Genomic DNA, 15610 nt, shown 5'->3' with positions numbered 1-15610 from the left:
TTCTCCCTGCACTCATCGGCCGGAACCCCGGCCCTGACCTGCTGACGCTGCGCGCCGCCCGGTGTGGTTCGCTTCGTCGACCCGACCGGCGAAGCGGTACGGACCCGACGTTACCCGCTGCCGGGGCAATCTCCGACCCCCAAAACGGGTGTGTCAGAGGTCGGCCGGGAACTTCACGCCCCGGCCAACCTCTGACCCGGTACAGCTCAGCTGGCGGAGTGGGTCGCCAGCAGACCCTTCTTGCGGCTGGTCAGGATCGTGTCGACCAGCCCGTACTCCTTGGATTCCTCGGCCGTCATGATCTTGTCACGGTCGATGTCCTTGCGAACCTGCTCGATCGGCCGGTTGCAGTGGCGGGACAGCATGTCCTCCAACTGCGTCCGCATCCGCAGGATCTCCCGAGCCTGGATCTCGATGTCCGAGCCCTGCCCGTAGCCGCCCTCGGTGGCCGGCTGGTGGATGATGATCCGCGAGTTCGGAAGCGCCATCCGCTTACCCGCGGTGCCCGCCGACAGCAGCACCGCCGCCGCGCTGGCGGCCTGCCCGAGGCAGACCGTCTGGATGTCCGGACGGACGTACTGCATGGTGTCGTAGATCGCCGTCATCGCGGTGAACGAGCCACCCGGCGAGTTGATGTACATGATGATGTCGCGGTCCGGGTCGGTGCCCTCGAGCGTCAGCAGCTGGGCCATCACGTCATTGGCCGACGCGTCGTCCACCTGCACGCCGAGGAAGATGATCCGGTCCTCGAAGAGCTTGTTGTACGGGTTGGACTCCTTGACCCCGTACGACGTGCGCTCCACGAACGACGGCAACACGTAACGGTTGTGCACGGCCGCGAACTGGGGCGGCAGGCTCAGATCAGTCATCGTCAGCTCCTCAGCTCAGGGTCCCGGCGCCATCCGGAACCTGAGCGGCCCCGATGATCACCTTGTCGATGAAGCCGTAGTCCATGGCCTCCTGGGCGGTGAACCAACGGTCCCGGTCCGAGTCCGCCTCGATCTGCGACTGGTCTTGGCCGGTGTGGTGCGCGACCCGCTCCTGGAACATCCGCTTCGTGTAGAGCATCTGCTCCGCCTGGATGGCGATGTCGGACGCCGTGCCGCCCAGGCCGCCGGACGGCTGGTGCATCATGATCCGGGCGTGCGGCAGGGCGTAACGCTTGCCCTTGGTGCCCGCGCAGAGCAGCAGCTGGCCCATCGAGGCCGCCATGCCCATCGCCACGGTCGACACGTCGTTGTCGATGAACTGCATGGTGTCGTAGATCGCCATGCCGGAGTAGACCGAGCCACCCGGCGAGTTGATCCACAGGTTGATGTCGCGGTCCGGGTCCTCCGCGGCGAGCAGCAGCAGCTGCGCGCAGATGCGGTTGGCGACCTGGTCGGTCACCTCACTGCCCAGGAAGATGATGCGTTCCTTGAGCAACCGGTTGTAGACCGAGTCGTCGAGGTTGCCAATGGAGTCGCCACCGCGCGCGTCAATCGCCCGGAGCGACTTCTTGGGGATGTGCATGTCGGTCATGGCAGCCCTTCGCTCTCCGTACCGTCTTTCCCGACACTAACCGGTGTGCGGGGCGGCAGAGTCCCGGTCGGGGCACTGTTCGCTCTCAGCGCAGCTGTGTCGGGCACACCCGCGGCGCGGGCTCCCGGCGTACCCGGGGAAAGGATTCGGCCGCCGTCCACCGCACAGCGGCGGACGGCGGCCGCACCCGACGATCAGTGCTGGTGGTTGTGCTCGGCCTCGTTGGCGGCGCGCAGCGCGTCAAGGGTGATGCCGTTGCCGGCCGCGTCCTTGATCGTGATCCGCTCCATGACGGCCGCGAGCGCCTTGCCCCGCCGCACGTCGCCGAAGACGGCGGCGGCCGCGCCGGAGCGCACCAGCTGGTCGTAGTACTGCTGCGGGGCCATACCGGCGCGCTGCGCCCGGTGCACGATCTCGTGACCGAACTCGTCGTCGGAGACCTGCACGTCCTCGGCGTCGGCCAGCGTGTCCAGCAGGAGCTGGACCTTGACGCCCTCGGTCGCCGCCTCGGTCAGCTCGGCGTCGATCTGCTCCTCGGTCTTGTCCTCGGCCGCGAGGTACTCCTCCATGGAGGCGCCGATCCGCTCCAGCTGGTCGACCATCGCCTGCTTGCGGCTCTCGACCTCCTCGCGGACGACACCCTCCGGGGCCGGGATCTCGGCGGCCTCGACCAGCTGCGCCAGGGCCTTGTCCCGAGCGGCGTAGATCTGCTCGACCTGCTTGCCCTGGGTGACCCGCGAACGCAGGTCGCCGCGCAGCTCCTCGATCGTGTCGAACTCGCTCGCCATCTGGGCGAACTCGTCGTTCAGCTCGGGCAGCTCCTTCTCCTTGACCGTGCGCACGGTCACCGCCACCTCGGCGTCGCGACCGGCGAAGTCGCCGCCGACCAGCTGGGTGGTGAAGGTGGTGTCGTCGCCGGCGGCGAGGCCGACCACGGCCTCGTCGAGGCCCGGGAGGAGCTGCTTGCTGCCCACCTCGTGGGAGATGTTGCTGGCCTGGCCGCCCGGCACGTCCTCGCCGTCGACGGTGGCGTTGAGGTCGATCTGGACGTAGTCACCCTCGGCGGCGGCCCGCTCGACCGTCTTGAGGGTCGCGAAACGCTCCCGCAGGTTCTTCACCTGCTCGTCGATCTCGCTCTCGTCGATCTGCAGCTCGTCGACGACCACCTCGATGGTCGACGCGTCCGGGATGGTGATCTCCGGGCGGACGTCGACCTCGGCGGTGAAGTTCAGCGAGTCACCGTCGTTGAACTCGGTGATCTCGACCTCGGGGCGCCCCAGCGTCTTGAGGTCGTGCTCACGCACCGCGGCGAGGATGTTCTCCGGGATGGCCTCCTGGACCGCCTCGTTGAGGACGGTGCCCCGGCCGACCCGCTGGTCGATCACGGCGGTCGGCACCTTGCCCCGGCGGAAGCCCGGAACCTGGACCTGCGAACCGATCTCCCGGTACGCCTTCTTGAGGCTCGGCTCGAGCTCGACGAACGGCACCTCGATGGCGAGCCGCACGCGCGTCGGGCTCAGAGTCTCGACGGTGCTCTTCACAGGCGTACTCCTTGACGGATCTCAGTTGAGTCTGGGCGTGATTCAGCCCATCGAGTGTAGGCGAGCCGGCCTGACGCTCCGGCATCGCCCGGGGACCGCACTGGGCGGCACCCGGGTCGGCCCGGCCGCGGACGACAGTCGGGGTGGCGGGATTTGAACCCACGGCCCCTCGCTCCCAAAGCGAGTGCGCTACCAAGCTGCGCCACACCCCGTGGCGACGAGCAGTCTATGCCGTCGTCGCGTCCCAGGCGGTGCCGGGGCATCCCCCACCCGGACACATCTCCCGAAAGCGCCCACATCGCCACCTCTGGGCGTCGCGCGGGGCCGCACGGGCCGCAAGATCCACACAACTTCCTGGATATAGGGGCCTCACGACGCGCAGATACCACTACATCCCTGATGTTGTGCGGATCTTGGGGAGGCACGACGCGGTCTTGGGGAGGGGCGACGCGGCGTCGGGACGACGCGGGTACCGCGGGGCGGTGGCGCGGTTACGCGTCGGGCGTCGACATTGGGTACGCTGTCGGTGCACCTCGTTCCGACGGGGCGCACGCGGGCGTAGCTCAATGGTAGAGCTTCAGTCTTCCAAACTGACTACGCGAGTTCGATTCTCGTCGCCCGCTCCAACGGCCACCGGCCCAGGTCAGAGGCTCCATCGCTCGATCCGGGCCGGTCGGTCACTCCCCTAGTCAGCGGTGCTGGCAACTGTCGGCTCGGCGGCGTCCGTCCGGTTACGTCTCCGCAGATAAATGATCAACACGGCCAGCACAGTCGCGAGCGACAGCGGCCACAGCAGCGGCGCGAGTGACCGCCAGAGGGGCCAGACCGGGTTGGCGAGCCCGTGCGAGGCGACGCCCCGCCAGGTGAGCAGAGTGCCGGGCAGCAGGGCGACGGTCAGCAGCGTGCGAGCCACCCGGGGTACGGGCGGCCGTCGCCGCGCCACCCACCAGAACAGCGCCGCGCCGGCGGCTCCGCCGAGCAGGGCGCCGACGAGGGTGGTGGCGAGGAAACCGTCCGGCGCGGCCGGGGCGATGGTCAGCGTCGAGACGGTGTCGCGGTGGTTGAGCGTGACGTCCAGTCCGTCCGCCTCGGTGCGCCAGCCGTCGCACGGGCCGCCCGAGACCCGGTGCAGGGTCGGCCACCCCTTCGACGCGGCATTCTGGCGCAGCTGATCGGAGAGCGCGCAGTCGGCGCGGGGGATGCCGTACTGGAATGTCGCGCGGGACGAACCGAAGTCGTCCGAAGCGAGGAAAGTGCCGTACCCGAAGCCGCGTTCGAGCCGCATGCCGGCCGACTCGGCCTGCGGGAGAAGCTCCGCCGCGATACCCGTCGCACGTTCGAAGCTGAGCGGTACGGTGCCCCGGCCGCCGTACCAGGAGCCGAGAGCGAGACCCGGCGTGCCCAGCAGCACCGCGCCGAGCAACACCATTGCAATGCCCCGCAGCCGATGCCGCACTGGCCCTCCTCTGGCTCGGTGCGGCTGAGGGTAGTCCCCGTGGTCCACGAACGGGTGCCCGTCAACGGGGACGAAGAAGGCCCAGGTGGACCGCATGGTCGCGGCACCTGGGCCCACCCGGGGCGCCCGGGTCACCATGTCACTTCAGGTGGAACCGCTCGTCGATCGCGAGGGCCGCCAGTTGCGGCACGGAGAACGGCAGCTTCGTCAGCTCCGGCCGAAGCTCGTCGAGCTTCTTGCCCTGCGCCACGTACACCACCACGCCATCCGGGTGGCGGTACGCCGACCACTGGTCCAGCCGGTCGTCCCTGCCGGGTCGAACCACCACGCCGACCTGCGCCGTTCCCACGGTCTCGACCTGACATTCGCCCTCCATGCCCCAGAACGTCTGGGCCAGGGCACACGGTTCGGTGGGCAGTTCGTGGGTGCCCGCCTCGTGCACCTCGACGATGACGCGCCCGGTGCCCTCGCCCTGCGCCACGGCCACGGAGGTCGAGTAACTCCACCTGTCGACCCCGTCCACTGTGGCCTCGAACTGCGCCTGGTGGGTCCGTAGGGTCAGTTGGCCGTCCGGCGGGTTCGGCGGGTCGTCGGGGGTGCTGTAGCCGGTGGGCACGATCGCGACGACATCTCGGAGCAGTTTGGCCCCTTCGTCGTACTTGGTGCCGGCCCGCGCCGTCCGGTCCTCCTGCGGTCGACCGTCGGGGCCGGTCGGCCACGGCTTCGCGGTGTCGCCCGACGCATCCGGCGCGACCGGCGGACCCCCAGGTTGGTAGACACGGCCGTCCGGAGTGGCGACGGCCGCGAAGCCCGTGACCGCCAATACGACAGCCGCGGTCCCGACCGACGCCCACACCGCACGGTGGCGGACGTTCGCCCGCCGGGCCACGCCGAGCGTGGCCGCCGTACTCAATGGTGGTGGCGGGGTGAGGCTCGCCATCTCGCCGCGCAACCTCGCACGCAACTCGTCTTCGTTCATCGCTCCCCCATACCGATCTCGCTGTAGGTGGGTGCCAGGAGGCCACGCAACGTGTCGAGCCCGCGTGCCGCCTGGCTCTTCACCGTCCCTGGAGAACACTCCAGCAGCGCCGCGACGTCCTCGACCGACAGGTCCTCCCAGTAGCGGAGAACCAGCACGGCGCGTTGGCGCGGTGCCACGCACGCCAGCGCCTGGAGCAGCAGCAGCCGGCTCTCCGGCGAGTCCGGCGGGGCCACCTGCTCGGCGTCCTCGCCTACCACCCGTTCGCGCCGCCACCAGCCACGCCGTCGCTCGTCGAGGAATGTGCGGATCAGGATCTGGCGTACGTAGCTGTCGAGCACCTCGTGCCGGGAGATCCGATTCCAGACCCGGTAGAGCTTGACGAACGCGGTCTGGACCAGGTCCTCGGCACGGTGCCAGTCGCCGCACAGCAGGTACGCGGTGCCGCGCATGGCACCGGACCGAGCCGCGAAGTACTCGGCGAACGCCGTGTCGCGATCGCTCATTCAGGCCTCCGATCCCCGTTTCGAGGTAGTCACGCGGGGTCGGGCGCAGAGGGTTGCTCCTGAACTCGCACTCGTTTCACGGCAGTCAACGACCAACTGGCGCGTTCAGCAGCTCGGGGCGGGGTCAAGGGTGGCGGTCGGCCCGCACAACCTTGACAGGTGTCGATCTATGGACTGGTGTAAGGACCAGTGACATCGACATCCGTCAGGAGGGCACATGATCGTCCGACGACGGTGGACAGCTGCCGCCAGCACAGTAATCCTGTTCAGCGCAGTGCTGTCCCACCCCGCACCGGGAACCGCGGCGCCAGCCGACCCCGCCCCACCGATCACAGTGAGCGCCACCGAAACCGCAGTGGTCCGGGTGCAGCTACGCGATCAGGCGCAGCTCGACCGGCTGGTCGCCACCGGCGCGGACCTGGCCAACCGGCCCCGCACGCGGGACGGACGGATCCTCGCCGACCTCGTGCTGAGCGGCACACAACTCGCCGACCTGACCGCGCAGGGCGCCACGGCGATACAGATCGTGCAGCGTGCCGGGGACGGCAGCCGAAACTACGCCGAGAGCGTCCGCGCGGCGCAGGCCCGCACCGCCACCGGACTACGCGCTCCGGCCGGCCAGCGCACCGCCACCAACACCGACACCCTCCACGTCCAGCAGGCGTACTGGTGGACCACGACCGGCCAGACGTTCCTCCAGGCGCAGGTGGCCACCACCGCCACCGACGACCCGGACGTGGAGATCACCGTCAACTGGCGGACGGCGGACGGGGCGACCGGCTCGTTCCCGCTCTACCGCTTCGAGGACTCCGGCGAGTACCAGTACCACTACGCGCTCCCCCAGCCGGTGCCCGGTCGACCAGTCCAGCTGACGGCCACCTCCAGCCTCGGCGGGGTCAGTCGGGCGATCACGCCGACGCTCTGGCCCAACGCCACCCCGCCGCCGGTGCCTGTCGGCTACCAGAAGGACTTCATCGACGCGTACCTGACGCCGGTGGACATCCAGTCACGGATCAAGCGACTGGCCCGCCAGTACCGGGACCTGGTCGACGTGATCGACCTGCCGAACAAGACCCAGGGGTACCGACGTACCGCCGCCGCGTACCTCGGTGACCCGGCGGTCGCCGCCGTGGTCGTGGACTCGGTGCGCTTCGGCGACCAGGGTATGAACGGTGTGCAGGTGCGCACCGTCGACCCGGGTCGTCCGAACCGGCCGCTGACCGTCGGCTACCGCGACCGCGTCCTGACCGTGTCGCTGGCCACCGACACCGGGGGCAAGACGGTGAGCACCACCGACGAGGTCGCCGCAGCGATCAACGCGCGCCAACCGGACCGGTTCCGGGCCACTGTCGAGGACGGCTCGACCGGGCTGCCGATGCCCGTCGCCGGTCCGGTCCGACTCGACGACGGTCTGCAGGGCACCGAGGTGCCGGCCCGGCCGTGGACGGTGCAGGCGCTGCGCCTCGGCGTCCACCGGGACGGCTCCCGGGTGGGTGTGCTCGCGTACTCCCAGGAGCATGCCCGGGAGTGGGCCACTCCGCTTGTGACGTTGGAGTTCGCCGAGCGGATGCTGGCCAACGCGCGGACCGACCCGGCCACCCGTGAGCTGCTGGAGCAGGTCGACATCTTCGTCATCCCGACGGTCAACCCCGACGGCGCGAACTACTCGTTCAACGACTTCAACTTCCAGCGCAAGAACCTGGTCAACCACTGCACCGGGCCGGCCCGCGACCCGAAGAACCGCACCTCGTGGGGCGTCGACATCAACCGCAACTACACAGTCGGTTCGTACTTCGACGGCTACGTCGGCGCCAGCGCCAACTGCCTTTCCGGCAACTACGCGGGCACGGCCGAGCTGTCCGAGGCGGAGAGCCGCAACGTGATCGCGCTCGCCCAGGACCACCCGAACATCAAGTTCGCGATGAACGTGCACTCCTACGGCGGGTACTTCATGTGGCCGCCGGGGGCGTACCGGGCCGACGGCAGGGTCACCCTGCCCCGGCCGTCGATCGACGAGTCGACGCTGTTCCTCGACAGCGCCCGGCGGATCGTCGGTGCCATCGCGCAGGAGCGTGGCACCGTCACCTGGCCGTCGCAGACCGGGCCGGTGGCCGACGTGCTCTACTCCGCCGCCGGCAACTCGGCCGACCAGCTCTACTACGAGCTGGGCATCTTCGCCTGGGACTTCGAGGTCGGCAACGACCGGTGGAACCCGGCCACCGGCCAGTGGGAGGGAGTCGGCTTCCAGCCGCCGTTCGACGAGGCGCACGGCGAGTCGCAGGAGTACGCGGGCGGGCTGGTCGAGCTGGTGCGGGTGGCCCGCGACTACGCCGTCGCCCAACCCGCCGGCTGATCCCTCAGCGGCGCCAGGCCGCCACGAACGGGGTACCAGACGCACCGGCCGGCCACGGATGAACCGTGGCCGGCCGGGTAAGCAGCGACAGTGCCTGGTGGGGAGACGACCGGTGTCGCGGCGTGCCGCGACCGGGCGTACGGGCGGGTCGGCTCCGAGTCGACCCGCCCGTACGCGCTCCGGATCAGTTCGAGGAGATCCAGTTCCAGGCGGAGACGACCCACGCGGTCTGCTGGAGCCAGGCCACACCGAGGCCGGCGAGGAACACCGCCGTCGCCAGGTGCGCGCCTCGGGCGCTGCGCCGGACCCGACCCATCTGCCGTTCCAGCACCACCCGGCCGACCAGCCGGGACAGGGAGAACAGGCCGACCGCCACCAACAGGCTGAGCACCAGCACCAGCACCGGGCCGCTGAGGTCACCCTGACCGGAGAGCGCCCAGATCCCCCAGCAGACGAACGCGAAGAGCCCGGCCGCCGCACTCCACTCACCGCCGCGACGCAGCTGCGCCATCCGTGAGCTCAGCGACTGGCGAGGAACCGGCCCACCGGGCCAGCCGGTGCCGGTCGGCTCCTGCTCGACCACCGGGAACGGCTCGGTCCGCGGGGTGCGCGGCTGACCGACCGGCGCCACGCCCCGGCGGAACCCGTCCCGCTGCGGCGGCACCCCGACGCCGGCCTGCGGCGGCACCTCCACGGTCCGCTCGGCCCACGGCTGCGTCTGGTCTGCCATCTTGTCCTCCCCCTGACCGACGGCATCACCACCGCCTGATTCCGAGGGTAGCCACCCGGCAAATCGGTCGCCGACCCCGCCCGAGACACAGGACGACCCGACGGTGCCCGATCCCACAGCGGGCAGGGTACGGTCGGCTGATGGGTGACCCGGACCGACGGCGGCGACGGCTACGCCACCACCCCGACTCCGACACGGCCGGACGTGGCGCCGACACCCCGACGGCCAGCACCGCCGGGGTACACGACGGGGACGACCCGCCGCCGCGCCGCAGGGGCCCGGGCGGCGACGACCGCGACGGCGAGCGAGGGCTACGCGGGCTGGTCGGTTCGGGCTCGTCCCAGGTGGGGCTGAGCGCCGCCCTGCGAGCCCGGGACGCGGCCCGACCGACCGAGGACGACCTGGCCGAGGCGGAGGCCCGGGTGGTGGTCGTCCGACGTAACTGGGTACCCCGCGAGGAGCTGCCCCGCTCGCCGCGCTGACCGCCCCGGCTCAGGGCAGGTCGGGCAGCTGTCGGGTCTGCTCGTACTCGGCCACCTGGGCGATCCGACGGGCGTGCCGCTCGTTGCCGGAGAACGGCGTGTTCAGGAACGCCTCGACGATGCCGGTGGCCTCGTCCAGCGTGTGCTGCCGGGCGCCGACCGCTACCACGTTGGCGTCGTTGTGCTGGCGGGCCAGCTGAGCGGTCTCCACGCTCCAGGCCAGCGCGGCCCGGACCCCGGCGACCTTGTTCGCGGCGATCTGCTCACCGTTGCCGGACCCGCCGATGACCACGCCGAGGCCCGTCTCGTCGGCCACCACCTGGGTGCCCGTGTGCAGGCAGAACGTCGGGTAGTCGTCGTCCGGGTCGTAGGCGTGCGGGCCGACGTCGATCACCTCGTACCCCTGCTTGGCCAGGTGATTGGCGAGGTGCACCTTCAACTCGAAACCGGCGTGATCGGATCCCAGGTAGACGCGCATACCGGGCAGTCTGTCAGGCCGCGCTCTCCGACGTCGCAGCGGCGGCGTCGGAGAGCCGGGTTCGTCACACGGTCGTGCGGTGGGCCACTCAGCGCGGCAGCTCGGCGACGACCAGACCGCCGCGCGCCTTCGGGGTGAACCAGGTGCTCTTGCGGGGCATCTTCTCCCGGGCCAGGTTCACCGCGACGAAGTCCGCCACGGTCACCGGCGCGATCAGGATGGCCAGCTCGGCCCGGCCGGCGTCGACCTCACCGGTGAGCCAGCTCGCCGGGTAGTCACCGCCGACGTAGGTGATCCGCTTGTCGCCCGGGTCCAGACCGAGCGCGTCGCGCAGCAGCAACCGCTCGACCAGGGCGTGGTCCAGGTTCTCCAGACGGGCGGAGGCCGTGGCCGGCAGGCGCACCGCGTACCCCTGGCCGTCGAGGCGGAGGTGCACGGTGCCGCCGTCCGTCGGGACCTCGACCGGGCCGTCGATCGGCTCGACAGCGGCGCCCGCGGCCCGCAGCCGGTCGAGCAGCTCGGCCGGCGTCGTGGTCAGCTCGCTGACCAGCCGGTTGTAGGGCTGGATGGCCACCGACGCGGGGGTGGTGACCACGGCCAGGAAGCGGGTCAGCCCGCCGGTCTGGGCGGCCAGGCTGCGATGGTTGCCGTCGGCCACGACCAGCTCTCCGCCACCGGCGAGGTCGGTCAGCGCGGTCTGCTCGGGGCCGGGGCCGAGCAACCAGATGGCGTGCGTGCGGCCGGCCTGGTCGGTGTCCGTCGCGGCGGGCGCGCCGGCCGTCTCGGTCGCCGTCGCGAGCGCGGCGTGCAGCTCGTCGCCACGCCCGGTCTGCAGCAGGAGTACGGGTGAGAGCAGGTGACCCAGCGCCTCGGCCAGTGCCACCCGCTCGCGCACCTTGGCGATGAACACGTCCTCGTTGCGGATGACCAGGCCCGGCTCGTCGGCCCGGGTGGAGATCTGGTCGGTGTCCACCATCGCGAACAGCCCGTACGCGGGCTCCTCTCCGGCTGCGGTGATCCGGTAGAGCACCACCACCTGCTCGGCGGGGGTGTAGCTGCCGTCCGCCTTGGCCTCGGCGAGGCGGGAGACCGCGTCCGGCAGCGCGTCGAGGAACGACCTGCCCAGGCTCTGCGGAGCGCGGTGCGGCATCTCGATGCCGAGGGCACTGTGCGGGTTCGACTCGATGATCGCGGTGATCTCCGCGTCGTCGGCGAACTCGTCGTAGTTCTGCGCGCCGGTGCCACCAGTGGTGACCCACGCCCGGGTGATCGGATGCACGACCGTCATACCCGTGACGCTACCGGCGACGATGTCGCCGCCGACGGGGACCCGCAGGGCGTCCACCAGATGAAAGCAGCAGGCTCGGCGCGGCGGTCAGCCGGCGCGGTCGGACACGCCCCGACGGTGTCGACCCGCGCTCACCGGCCCGTTGTTGCCCCGTCGAACGGTTCCGACGGGTCCGCTGTTCACGCTGCGGCGAGGCGAGGCGGGCGGCCCCGGCACGGGACGGTCCGGGGGCGGTGACGGGACGGGCCGCGGGTTCAGCGGCGGCGTCGGCACCGGGCGCGGCGCGGCCGGCGCCGGGGGTGGGGGCGCGGGTTCCGCCGGCGCCGCCAGTGCCGGCAGATCCGGCAGGGCCGGCAGATCCAGCAGATCCGGCACCGAGTCGGCGGCTGCCGGCAGCGGGTCGGCCGGGGCGGGCGGTGTGAGGCGGGAGGTCACCGGCACCCGGGCCACGCCCACCACGATGGGCGGTGCGAGGAGATCGACCAGGTGGGCGGGCAGGTCCGGACGGACCGCCGGCCAGCGGGAGTCGTCGACCGACCAGTAGGCCGGTCCGGAATTGTCGATCACCCCCGGGCGGGTCAACTGATCGTCACCGGACGCACGGTGCTTGGCCATCGGGATTGCCTCCACGGACTGCGGCTTGCGACCCTGCGGGTCGCTGCGGCGGACATGCAGGCCAACGAGCGCAGCGGTCTCCCGGTGACGGGACGGGCGAGGCGGCGACCCGACACGCCCGGGAGCGTACGGGAAAGGGCCCCGGTCAGCGCCGAGCGCCGACCGGGGCCCTTCCGCACCGCTCAGTCGAAGATCGGGCCCTGCTCGCGGGTGCGCTTCAGCTCGTAGAAGCCGGGCGTGCCGGCGACCAGCAGGACGCCGTCCCAGAGCCGACCGGCGGCCTCCCCCTTCGGCGCCGGGGTGATCACCGGACCGAAGAACGCGACAGGGCTGCCGTCCGGGCCGGGCGCGTGCACGACCGGCGTGCCGACGTCCTGGCCGACCGGGCGCATTCCCGCCTCGTGGCTGGCCCGCAACGCCTCGTCGAAGTCGGTGCTGTCGGCGGCGTCGGCCAGGGCCGGGTCCAGGCCGGCGTCGGTCAGCGCGGCGACGTAGAGCTCACGCTGCCGCTCCTCCTTGCCGAGGTGGATCCGGGTGCCGAGCGCGGTGTAGAGCGGGCGCAGGACGTCGTTGCCGTACCGCTGCTCGGCGGCGATGCAGACCCGGACCGGGCCCCAGGCGGTGCGAAGGAAGGACTTGTACTCCTCGGGCAGCTCGTCCCGGCCGTCGTTGAGCACAGCGAGGCTCATCACGTGGAAACGGATGTCCACGTCCCGGACCTGCTCGACCTCGAGCAGCCAGCGGGACGTGATCCACGCCCACGGGCAGGCCGGGTCGAACCACATGTCTGCGGTGACGCGATCGGTCACGGTGAGGTCCCTTCTCAACAGGGGCGCCGGCGCTCCGGCGTCTCACCGGAATCTTCACCCCACGGCACGTCGAGCGGCACCCGAATGAGAGCGTGACCTCGGCCACCGCCGGCTGCCCGTACGTGGAAGACTCGAATCGGGCCAGCTGTCACGAGTGGCTGGGAGACGGACGCCGCCGGGCGTCGGCGTGAAGTGGGATGGAGACGAACAGTGCCGGGAGTGCGCAACCTGACGCAGGTGGAGGCGACCGAGCGGGCCCGCCTGCTCAACGTGACGGGGTACGACATCAGGCTGGACCTGTCGAGCGCCGTGCTGGCGGCGGACGGCCGTACGTTCCGGTCCGTCACCGAGGTTCGCTTCCGCTGTTCAGAACCAGGTGCGAGCACGTTCATCGAGTTGGCCGCCGACTCGGTGCGGTCCGCGACGCTGAACGGCACCCCGGTCGACCTCTCCGAGTGGTCGGCCGAGAAGGGCCTGGTGCTGTCCGGATTGGACAGCGACAACACGTTGGTGGTCGACGCCGACTTCGCCTACTCCAACAGCGGTCAGGGGCTGCACCGCACTGTCGACCCGGTGGACGGCGAGACGTACCTCTACAGCCAGTTCGAGACCGCCGACGCGCAGCGGGTGTTCGCCTGCTTCGACCAGCCTGACCTGAAGAGCGTCTACACCTGGCATGCCACGGTGCCGGCGCACTGGCGGGCGGTGTCCAACATGCCGGTGCAGCGGGAGGAGCCGGCGGGTGAGGCGCTCAAGACGCTCCACTTCGCCGAGTCGCCGCGGATGAGCACCTACATCACGGCGATGTGCGCCGGGCCGTACCACGAGGTGCGGGACAGCCACGACGGCATCGACCTGGGCGTGTTCTGCCGCGCGTCGATGGCGCGTTACCTCGACTCCGACGACCTGTTCCTGGTCACCAAGCAGGGCTTCGACTTCTTCCACGAGAAGTTCGGTGTGCGCTACCCGCTGCCGAAGTACGACCAGCTCTGGGTGCCCGACTTCAACGCCGGCGCGATGGAGAACTTCGGCTGCGTCACCCACGCCGAGTCGCACTACCTGTTCCGCTCGCAGGTCACCGACTTCGAGTACGAGCAGCGGGCCAACACGATCCTGCACGAGCTGGCCCACATGTGGTTCGGTGACCTGGTCACCATGCGCTGGTGGAACGACCTGTGGCTCAACGAGTCGTTCGCCGAGTGGGCCAGCCACTGGTGCAACACCAACGCCACCCGGTTCACCGAGGCGTGGACGACGTTCCTGTCCATTCGGAAGAACTGGGGCTACCGGCAGGACCAGCTCTCCTCCACGCACCCGGTCTACACCGAGATGCCGGACATGGAGGCCGTCGAGGTCAACTTCGACGGCATCACCTACGCCAAGGGCGCGAGCGTGCTCAAGCAGCTTGTCGCGTACGTGGGTGAGGAGCCGTTCGTCGCCGGGTTGCGGGCCTACTTCGGCAAGCACGCCTGGGGCAACGCCACCTTCGACGACCTGCTCACCGAGTTGGAGGCGGCCTCCGGCCGGGAGCTGCGCAAGTTCGCGGCGCAGTGGCTGGAGACCGCGCAGGTCAACACGTTGCGCCCCGAGGTGACCATCGGCGCGGACGGCACATACGAGCAGGTGGCGGTCCTGCAGGAGGCGCCGACCGCCTACCCGACGCTGCGGACGCACCGGATCGGCGTGGGTCTCTACGACCTGACCGACGGGCGACTGGTCCGCCGTGAGCGGTACGAGGTGGACGTGACCGGCGAGCGGACCGACCTCGCCGAGCTGCGCGGTGTGCGCGCCGCCGACGTGCTGCTGCTCAACGACGACGACCTGAGCTACACCAAGCTGCGCCTCGACGAGCGTTCGATGGCGACTGTGGTGCAGCACATCGGTGGCTTCGAGTCGTCGCTGGCCCGGGCGCTGTGCTGGACCGCCGCGTGGGACATGACCCGCGACGCGGAGCTGTCCGCCCGCGACTACGTGGCGCTGACGCTGAGCGGGCTGCCCGCCGAGACCGACATCAACCTGGTCACCGCCACCCTGCGGCAGGCGACCACCACGCTCACCGTGTACGCCGACCCGGCCTGGGCTCCGACCGGCTGGGCCGACCTGGCCCGGACCGCCCGGGACGCGCTCGCCAACGCCGAGCCGGGCAGCGGTTTCCAGATCGCCTGGGCTCGCGCGTTCACCTCGGCGGCACGCTCCGACGAGGATCTGGCCACGTTGCGGGGTTGGCTGGACGGCACCGGAATCCCGGCCGGGCTGACCGTGGACACCGAGTTGCGGTGGTCGGTCCTCGCCGCCCTGGTGGCGAACGGCGCGGCGGGTGCCGCCGAGATCGAGGCGGAGCTGGCCGGCGACCGCACCGCCAGCGGTGAGCGGGAGGCCGCGTACGCCCAGGCTCTGGTGCCGACGGCGGAGAACAAGGCCGCCCTGTGGGCGCTGCTGACCGGCCCCGACGCGTTGCCGAACTGGCGGCACCGGGCGCTGTTGCAGGGCTTCGCGCACCCGACGCAGGTGGAGCTGATCGCCCCGTACCGGGAGCGGTACTTCGCGACCGTCGCACAGGTGTGGGCCACTCGGGACAGCGAGCCGGCGCAGGAGTTCGCGCAGTTGGCGTACCCGACCTACCTGGTGGAGGACGACACTGTGGCGGCCACCGACGCGTGGCTGGCCGGCGACGGGCACCCCGGCCCGCTGCGCCGGTTGGTCGCCGAGGGTCGCGATGGTGTGGTGCGGGCGTTGAAGGCCCGCGCGAAGGACGCCCAGCAGAGCTGACCAGCGAGTACACGGCCCGGGCCGGTGTGGGCTGAGAGCTCACGCCGGCCCGGGCCGTTATGGTTGCGGAAGGAGGTGGACGC

The 15610-nt window shown here is 70.8% G+C and carries 14 protein-coding genes and 2 tRNA genes; 4 read left to right on the top strand and 12 right to left on the bottom strand.

The features are described 5' to 3' along the window. Positions 1–206: 206 nt before the first annotated feature. The 4 genes from FHU34_RS07825 to FHU34_RS07810 form a co-directional block, all read right to left on the bottom strand. Positions 207–869 carry an ATP-dependent Clp protease proteolytic subunit gene (locus tag FHU34_RS07825; RefSeq protein WP_007464109.1) on the bottom strand — a complete coding sequence of 221 codons (663 nt, stop codon included), beginning with the start codon at positions 867–869 and terminating at the stop codon, positions 207–209. Positions 870–879: 10 nt separating this feature from the next. Then, positions 880–1521, bottom strand: a complete 642-nt coding sequence (locus tag FHU34_RS07820) for an ATP-dependent Clp protease proteolytic subunit (protein ID WP_088988027.1) — start codon at positions 1519–1521, stop codon at positions 880–882. A gap of 194 nt (positions 1522–1715) precedes the next feature. Next, positions 1716–3062 (bottom strand): trigger factor, encoded by a 1347-nt coding sequence (tig, locus tag FHU34_RS07815; RefSeq protein WP_145779356.1) that lies wholly within the window; start codon positions 3060–3062, stop codon positions 1716–1718. 138 nt (positions 3063–3200) lie between these two features. Further along, a tRNA-Pro gene (locus FHU34_RS07810) sits at positions 3201–3274 on the bottom strand. A 340-nt stretch (positions 3275–3614) separates the two neighbouring features. On the opposite strand from FHU34_RS07810, the gene FHU34_RS07805 reads away from it, so the two are divergent. Further along, a tRNA-Gly gene (locus FHU34_RS07805) sits at positions 3615–3688 on the top strand. A 59-nt stretch (positions 3689–3747) separates the two neighbouring features. Here FHU34_RS07805 and FHU34_RS07800 read toward each other — a convergent pair. From FHU34_RS07800 to FHU34_RS07790, 3 genes are all read right to left on the bottom strand, one after another. Beyond that, positions 3748–4518: a hypothetical protein gene (locus FHU34_RS07800; RefSeq protein ID WP_244311579.1), complete on the bottom strand. Its 771-nt coding sequence runs from the start codon at positions 4516–4518 to the stop codon at positions 3748–3750. A 139-nt stretch (positions 4519–4657) separates the two neighbouring features. Then, positions 4658–5497 (bottom strand): hypothetical protein, encoded by an 840-nt coding sequence (locus tag FHU34_RS07795; protein WP_145779355.1) that lies wholly within the window; start codon positions 5495–5497, stop codon positions 4658–4660. Further along, a complete protein-coding gene (locus tag FHU34_RS07790; RefSeq protein WP_145779354.1) occupies positions 5494–6003 on the bottom strand; it encodes a SigE family RNA polymerase sigma factor in 510 nt (169 codons plus the stop codon). The genes FHU34_RS07795 and FHU34_RS07790 overlap by 4 nt, the downstream gene beginning before the upstream one ends. A 217-nt stretch (positions 6004–6220) precedes the next feature. On the opposite strand from FHU34_RS07790, the gene FHU34_RS07785 reads away from it, so the two are divergent. Further along, positions 6221–8356 (top strand): zinc carboxypeptidase, encoded by a 2136-nt coding sequence (locus FHU34_RS07785; RefSeq protein ID WP_145779353.1) that lies wholly within the window; start codon positions 6221–6223, stop codon positions 8354–8356. A 184-nt stretch (positions 8357–8540) separates the two neighbouring features. Here the strand turns inward: FHU34_RS07785 and FHU34_RS07780 are convergent, their stop codons facing one another. Then, positions 8541–9086: a hypothetical protein gene (locus FHU34_RS07780; RefSeq protein WP_145779352.1), complete on the bottom strand. Its 546-nt coding sequence runs from the start codon at positions 9084–9086 to the stop codon at positions 8541–8543. A gap of 140 nt (positions 9087–9226) precedes the next feature. Between FHU34_RS07780 and FHU34_RS07775 the strand changes: the two genes are divergently transcribed. After that, the gene (locus FHU34_RS07775; protein WP_145779351.1) at positions 9227–9568 is read left to right on the top strand and encodes a hypothetical protein; all 342 of its coding nucleotides are present in this window, start codon (positions 9227–9229) and stop codon (positions 9566–9568) included. Positions 9569–9578: 10 nt separating this feature from the next. On the opposite strand, the gene FHU34_RS07770 is transcribed toward FHU34_RS07775, so the two are convergent. From FHU34_RS07770 to FHU34_RS07755, 4 genes are all read right to left on the bottom strand, one after another. Then, the gene (locus FHU34_RS07770; protein ID WP_145779350.1) at positions 9579–10046 is read right to left on the bottom strand and encodes a ribose-5-phosphate isomerase; all 468 of its coding nucleotides are present in this window, start codon (positions 10044–10046) and stop codon (positions 9579–9581) included. A gap of 88 nt (positions 10047–10134) precedes the next feature. Next, the gene (locus FHU34_RS07765) at positions 10135–11334 is read right to left on the bottom strand and encodes a DUF1015 family protein (RefSeq protein WP_145779349.1); all 1200 of its coding nucleotides are present in this window, start codon (positions 11332–11334) and stop codon (positions 10135–10137) included. Positions 11335–11421: 87 nt separating this feature from the next. Continuing rightward, a complete protein-coding gene (locus FHU34_RS33210) occupies positions 11422–11949 on the bottom strand; it encodes a hypothetical protein (RefSeq protein WP_208744942.1) in 528 nt (175 codons plus the stop codon). A gap of 182 nt (positions 11950–12131) precedes the next feature. Further along, complete coding sequence (locus tag FHU34_RS07755; protein WP_088988020.1) at positions 12132–12758, bottom strand: mycothiol-dependent nitroreductase Rv2466c family protein; 627 nt, start codon at positions 12756–12758, stop codon at positions 12132–12134. A gap of 219 nt (positions 12759–12977) precedes the next feature. Here FHU34_RS07755 and pepN point away from each other — a divergent pair, with 219 nt between their 5' ends. Then, positions 12978–15527, top strand: a complete 2550-nt coding sequence (gene pepN / locus FHU34_RS07750; protein ID WP_145779348.1) for an aminopeptidase N — start codon at positions 12978–12980, stop codon at positions 15525–15527. Positions 15528–15610 lie beyond the last annotated feature (83 nt).

Origin of the sequence: Micromonospora taraxaci, from assembly GCF_007830095.1 — a bacterium.
In the GTDB taxonomy this organism is placed as follows: domain Bacteria; phylum Actinomycetota; class Actinomycetes; order Mycobacteriales; family Micromonosporaceae; genus Micromonospora; species Micromonospora taraxaci.
This window is presented reverse-complemented; position numbering and strand designations above follow the sequence as displayed.

What these genes read in the sequence shown, in the direction of transcription:
- FHU34_RS07825 (WP_007464109.1), bottom strand. Translation starts at nt 869, where the DNA reads ATGACTGATCTGAGCCTGCCGCCCCAGTTCGCGGCCGTGCACAACCGT.
- FHU34_RS07820 (WP_088988027.1), bottom strand. Translation starts at nt 1,521, where the DNA reads ATGACCGACATGCACATCCCCAAGAAGTCGCTCCGGGCGATTGACGCG.
- FHU34_RS07795 (WP_145779355.1), bottom strand. Translation starts at nt 5,497, where the DNA reads ATGAACGAAGACGAGTTGCGTGCGAGGTTGCGCGGCGAGATGGCGAGC.
- FHU34_RS07790 (WP_145779354.1), bottom strand. Translation starts at nt 6,003, where the DNA reads ATGAGCGATCGCGACACGGCGTTCGCCGAGTACTTCGCGGCTCGGTCC.
- FHU34_RS07785 (WP_145779353.1), top strand. Translation starts at nt 6,221, where the DNA reads ATGATCGTCCGACGACGGTGGACAGCTGCCGCCAGCACAGTAATCCTG.
- FHU34_RS07780 (WP_145779352.1), bottom strand. Translation starts at nt 9,086, where the DNA reads ATGGCAGACCAGACGCAGCCGTGGGCCGAGCGGACCGTGGAGGTGCCG.
- FHU34_RS07775 (WP_145779351.1), top strand. Translation starts at nt 9,227, where the DNA reads ATGGGTGACCCGGACCGACGGCGGCGACGGCTACGCCACCACCCCGAC.
- FHU34_RS07770 (WP_145779350.1), bottom strand. Translation starts at nt 10,046, where the DNA reads ATGCGCGTCTACCTGGGATCCGATCACGCCGGTTTCGAGTTGAAGGTG.
- FHU34_RS07765 (WP_145779349.1), bottom strand. Translation starts at nt 11,334, where the DNA reads ATGACGGTCGTGCATCCGATCACCCGGGCGTGGGTCACCACTGGTGGC.
- FHU34_RS33210 (WP_208744942.1), bottom strand. Translation starts at nt 11,949, where the DNA reads ATGGCCAAGCACCGTGCGTCCGGTGACGATCAGTTGACCCGCCCGGGG.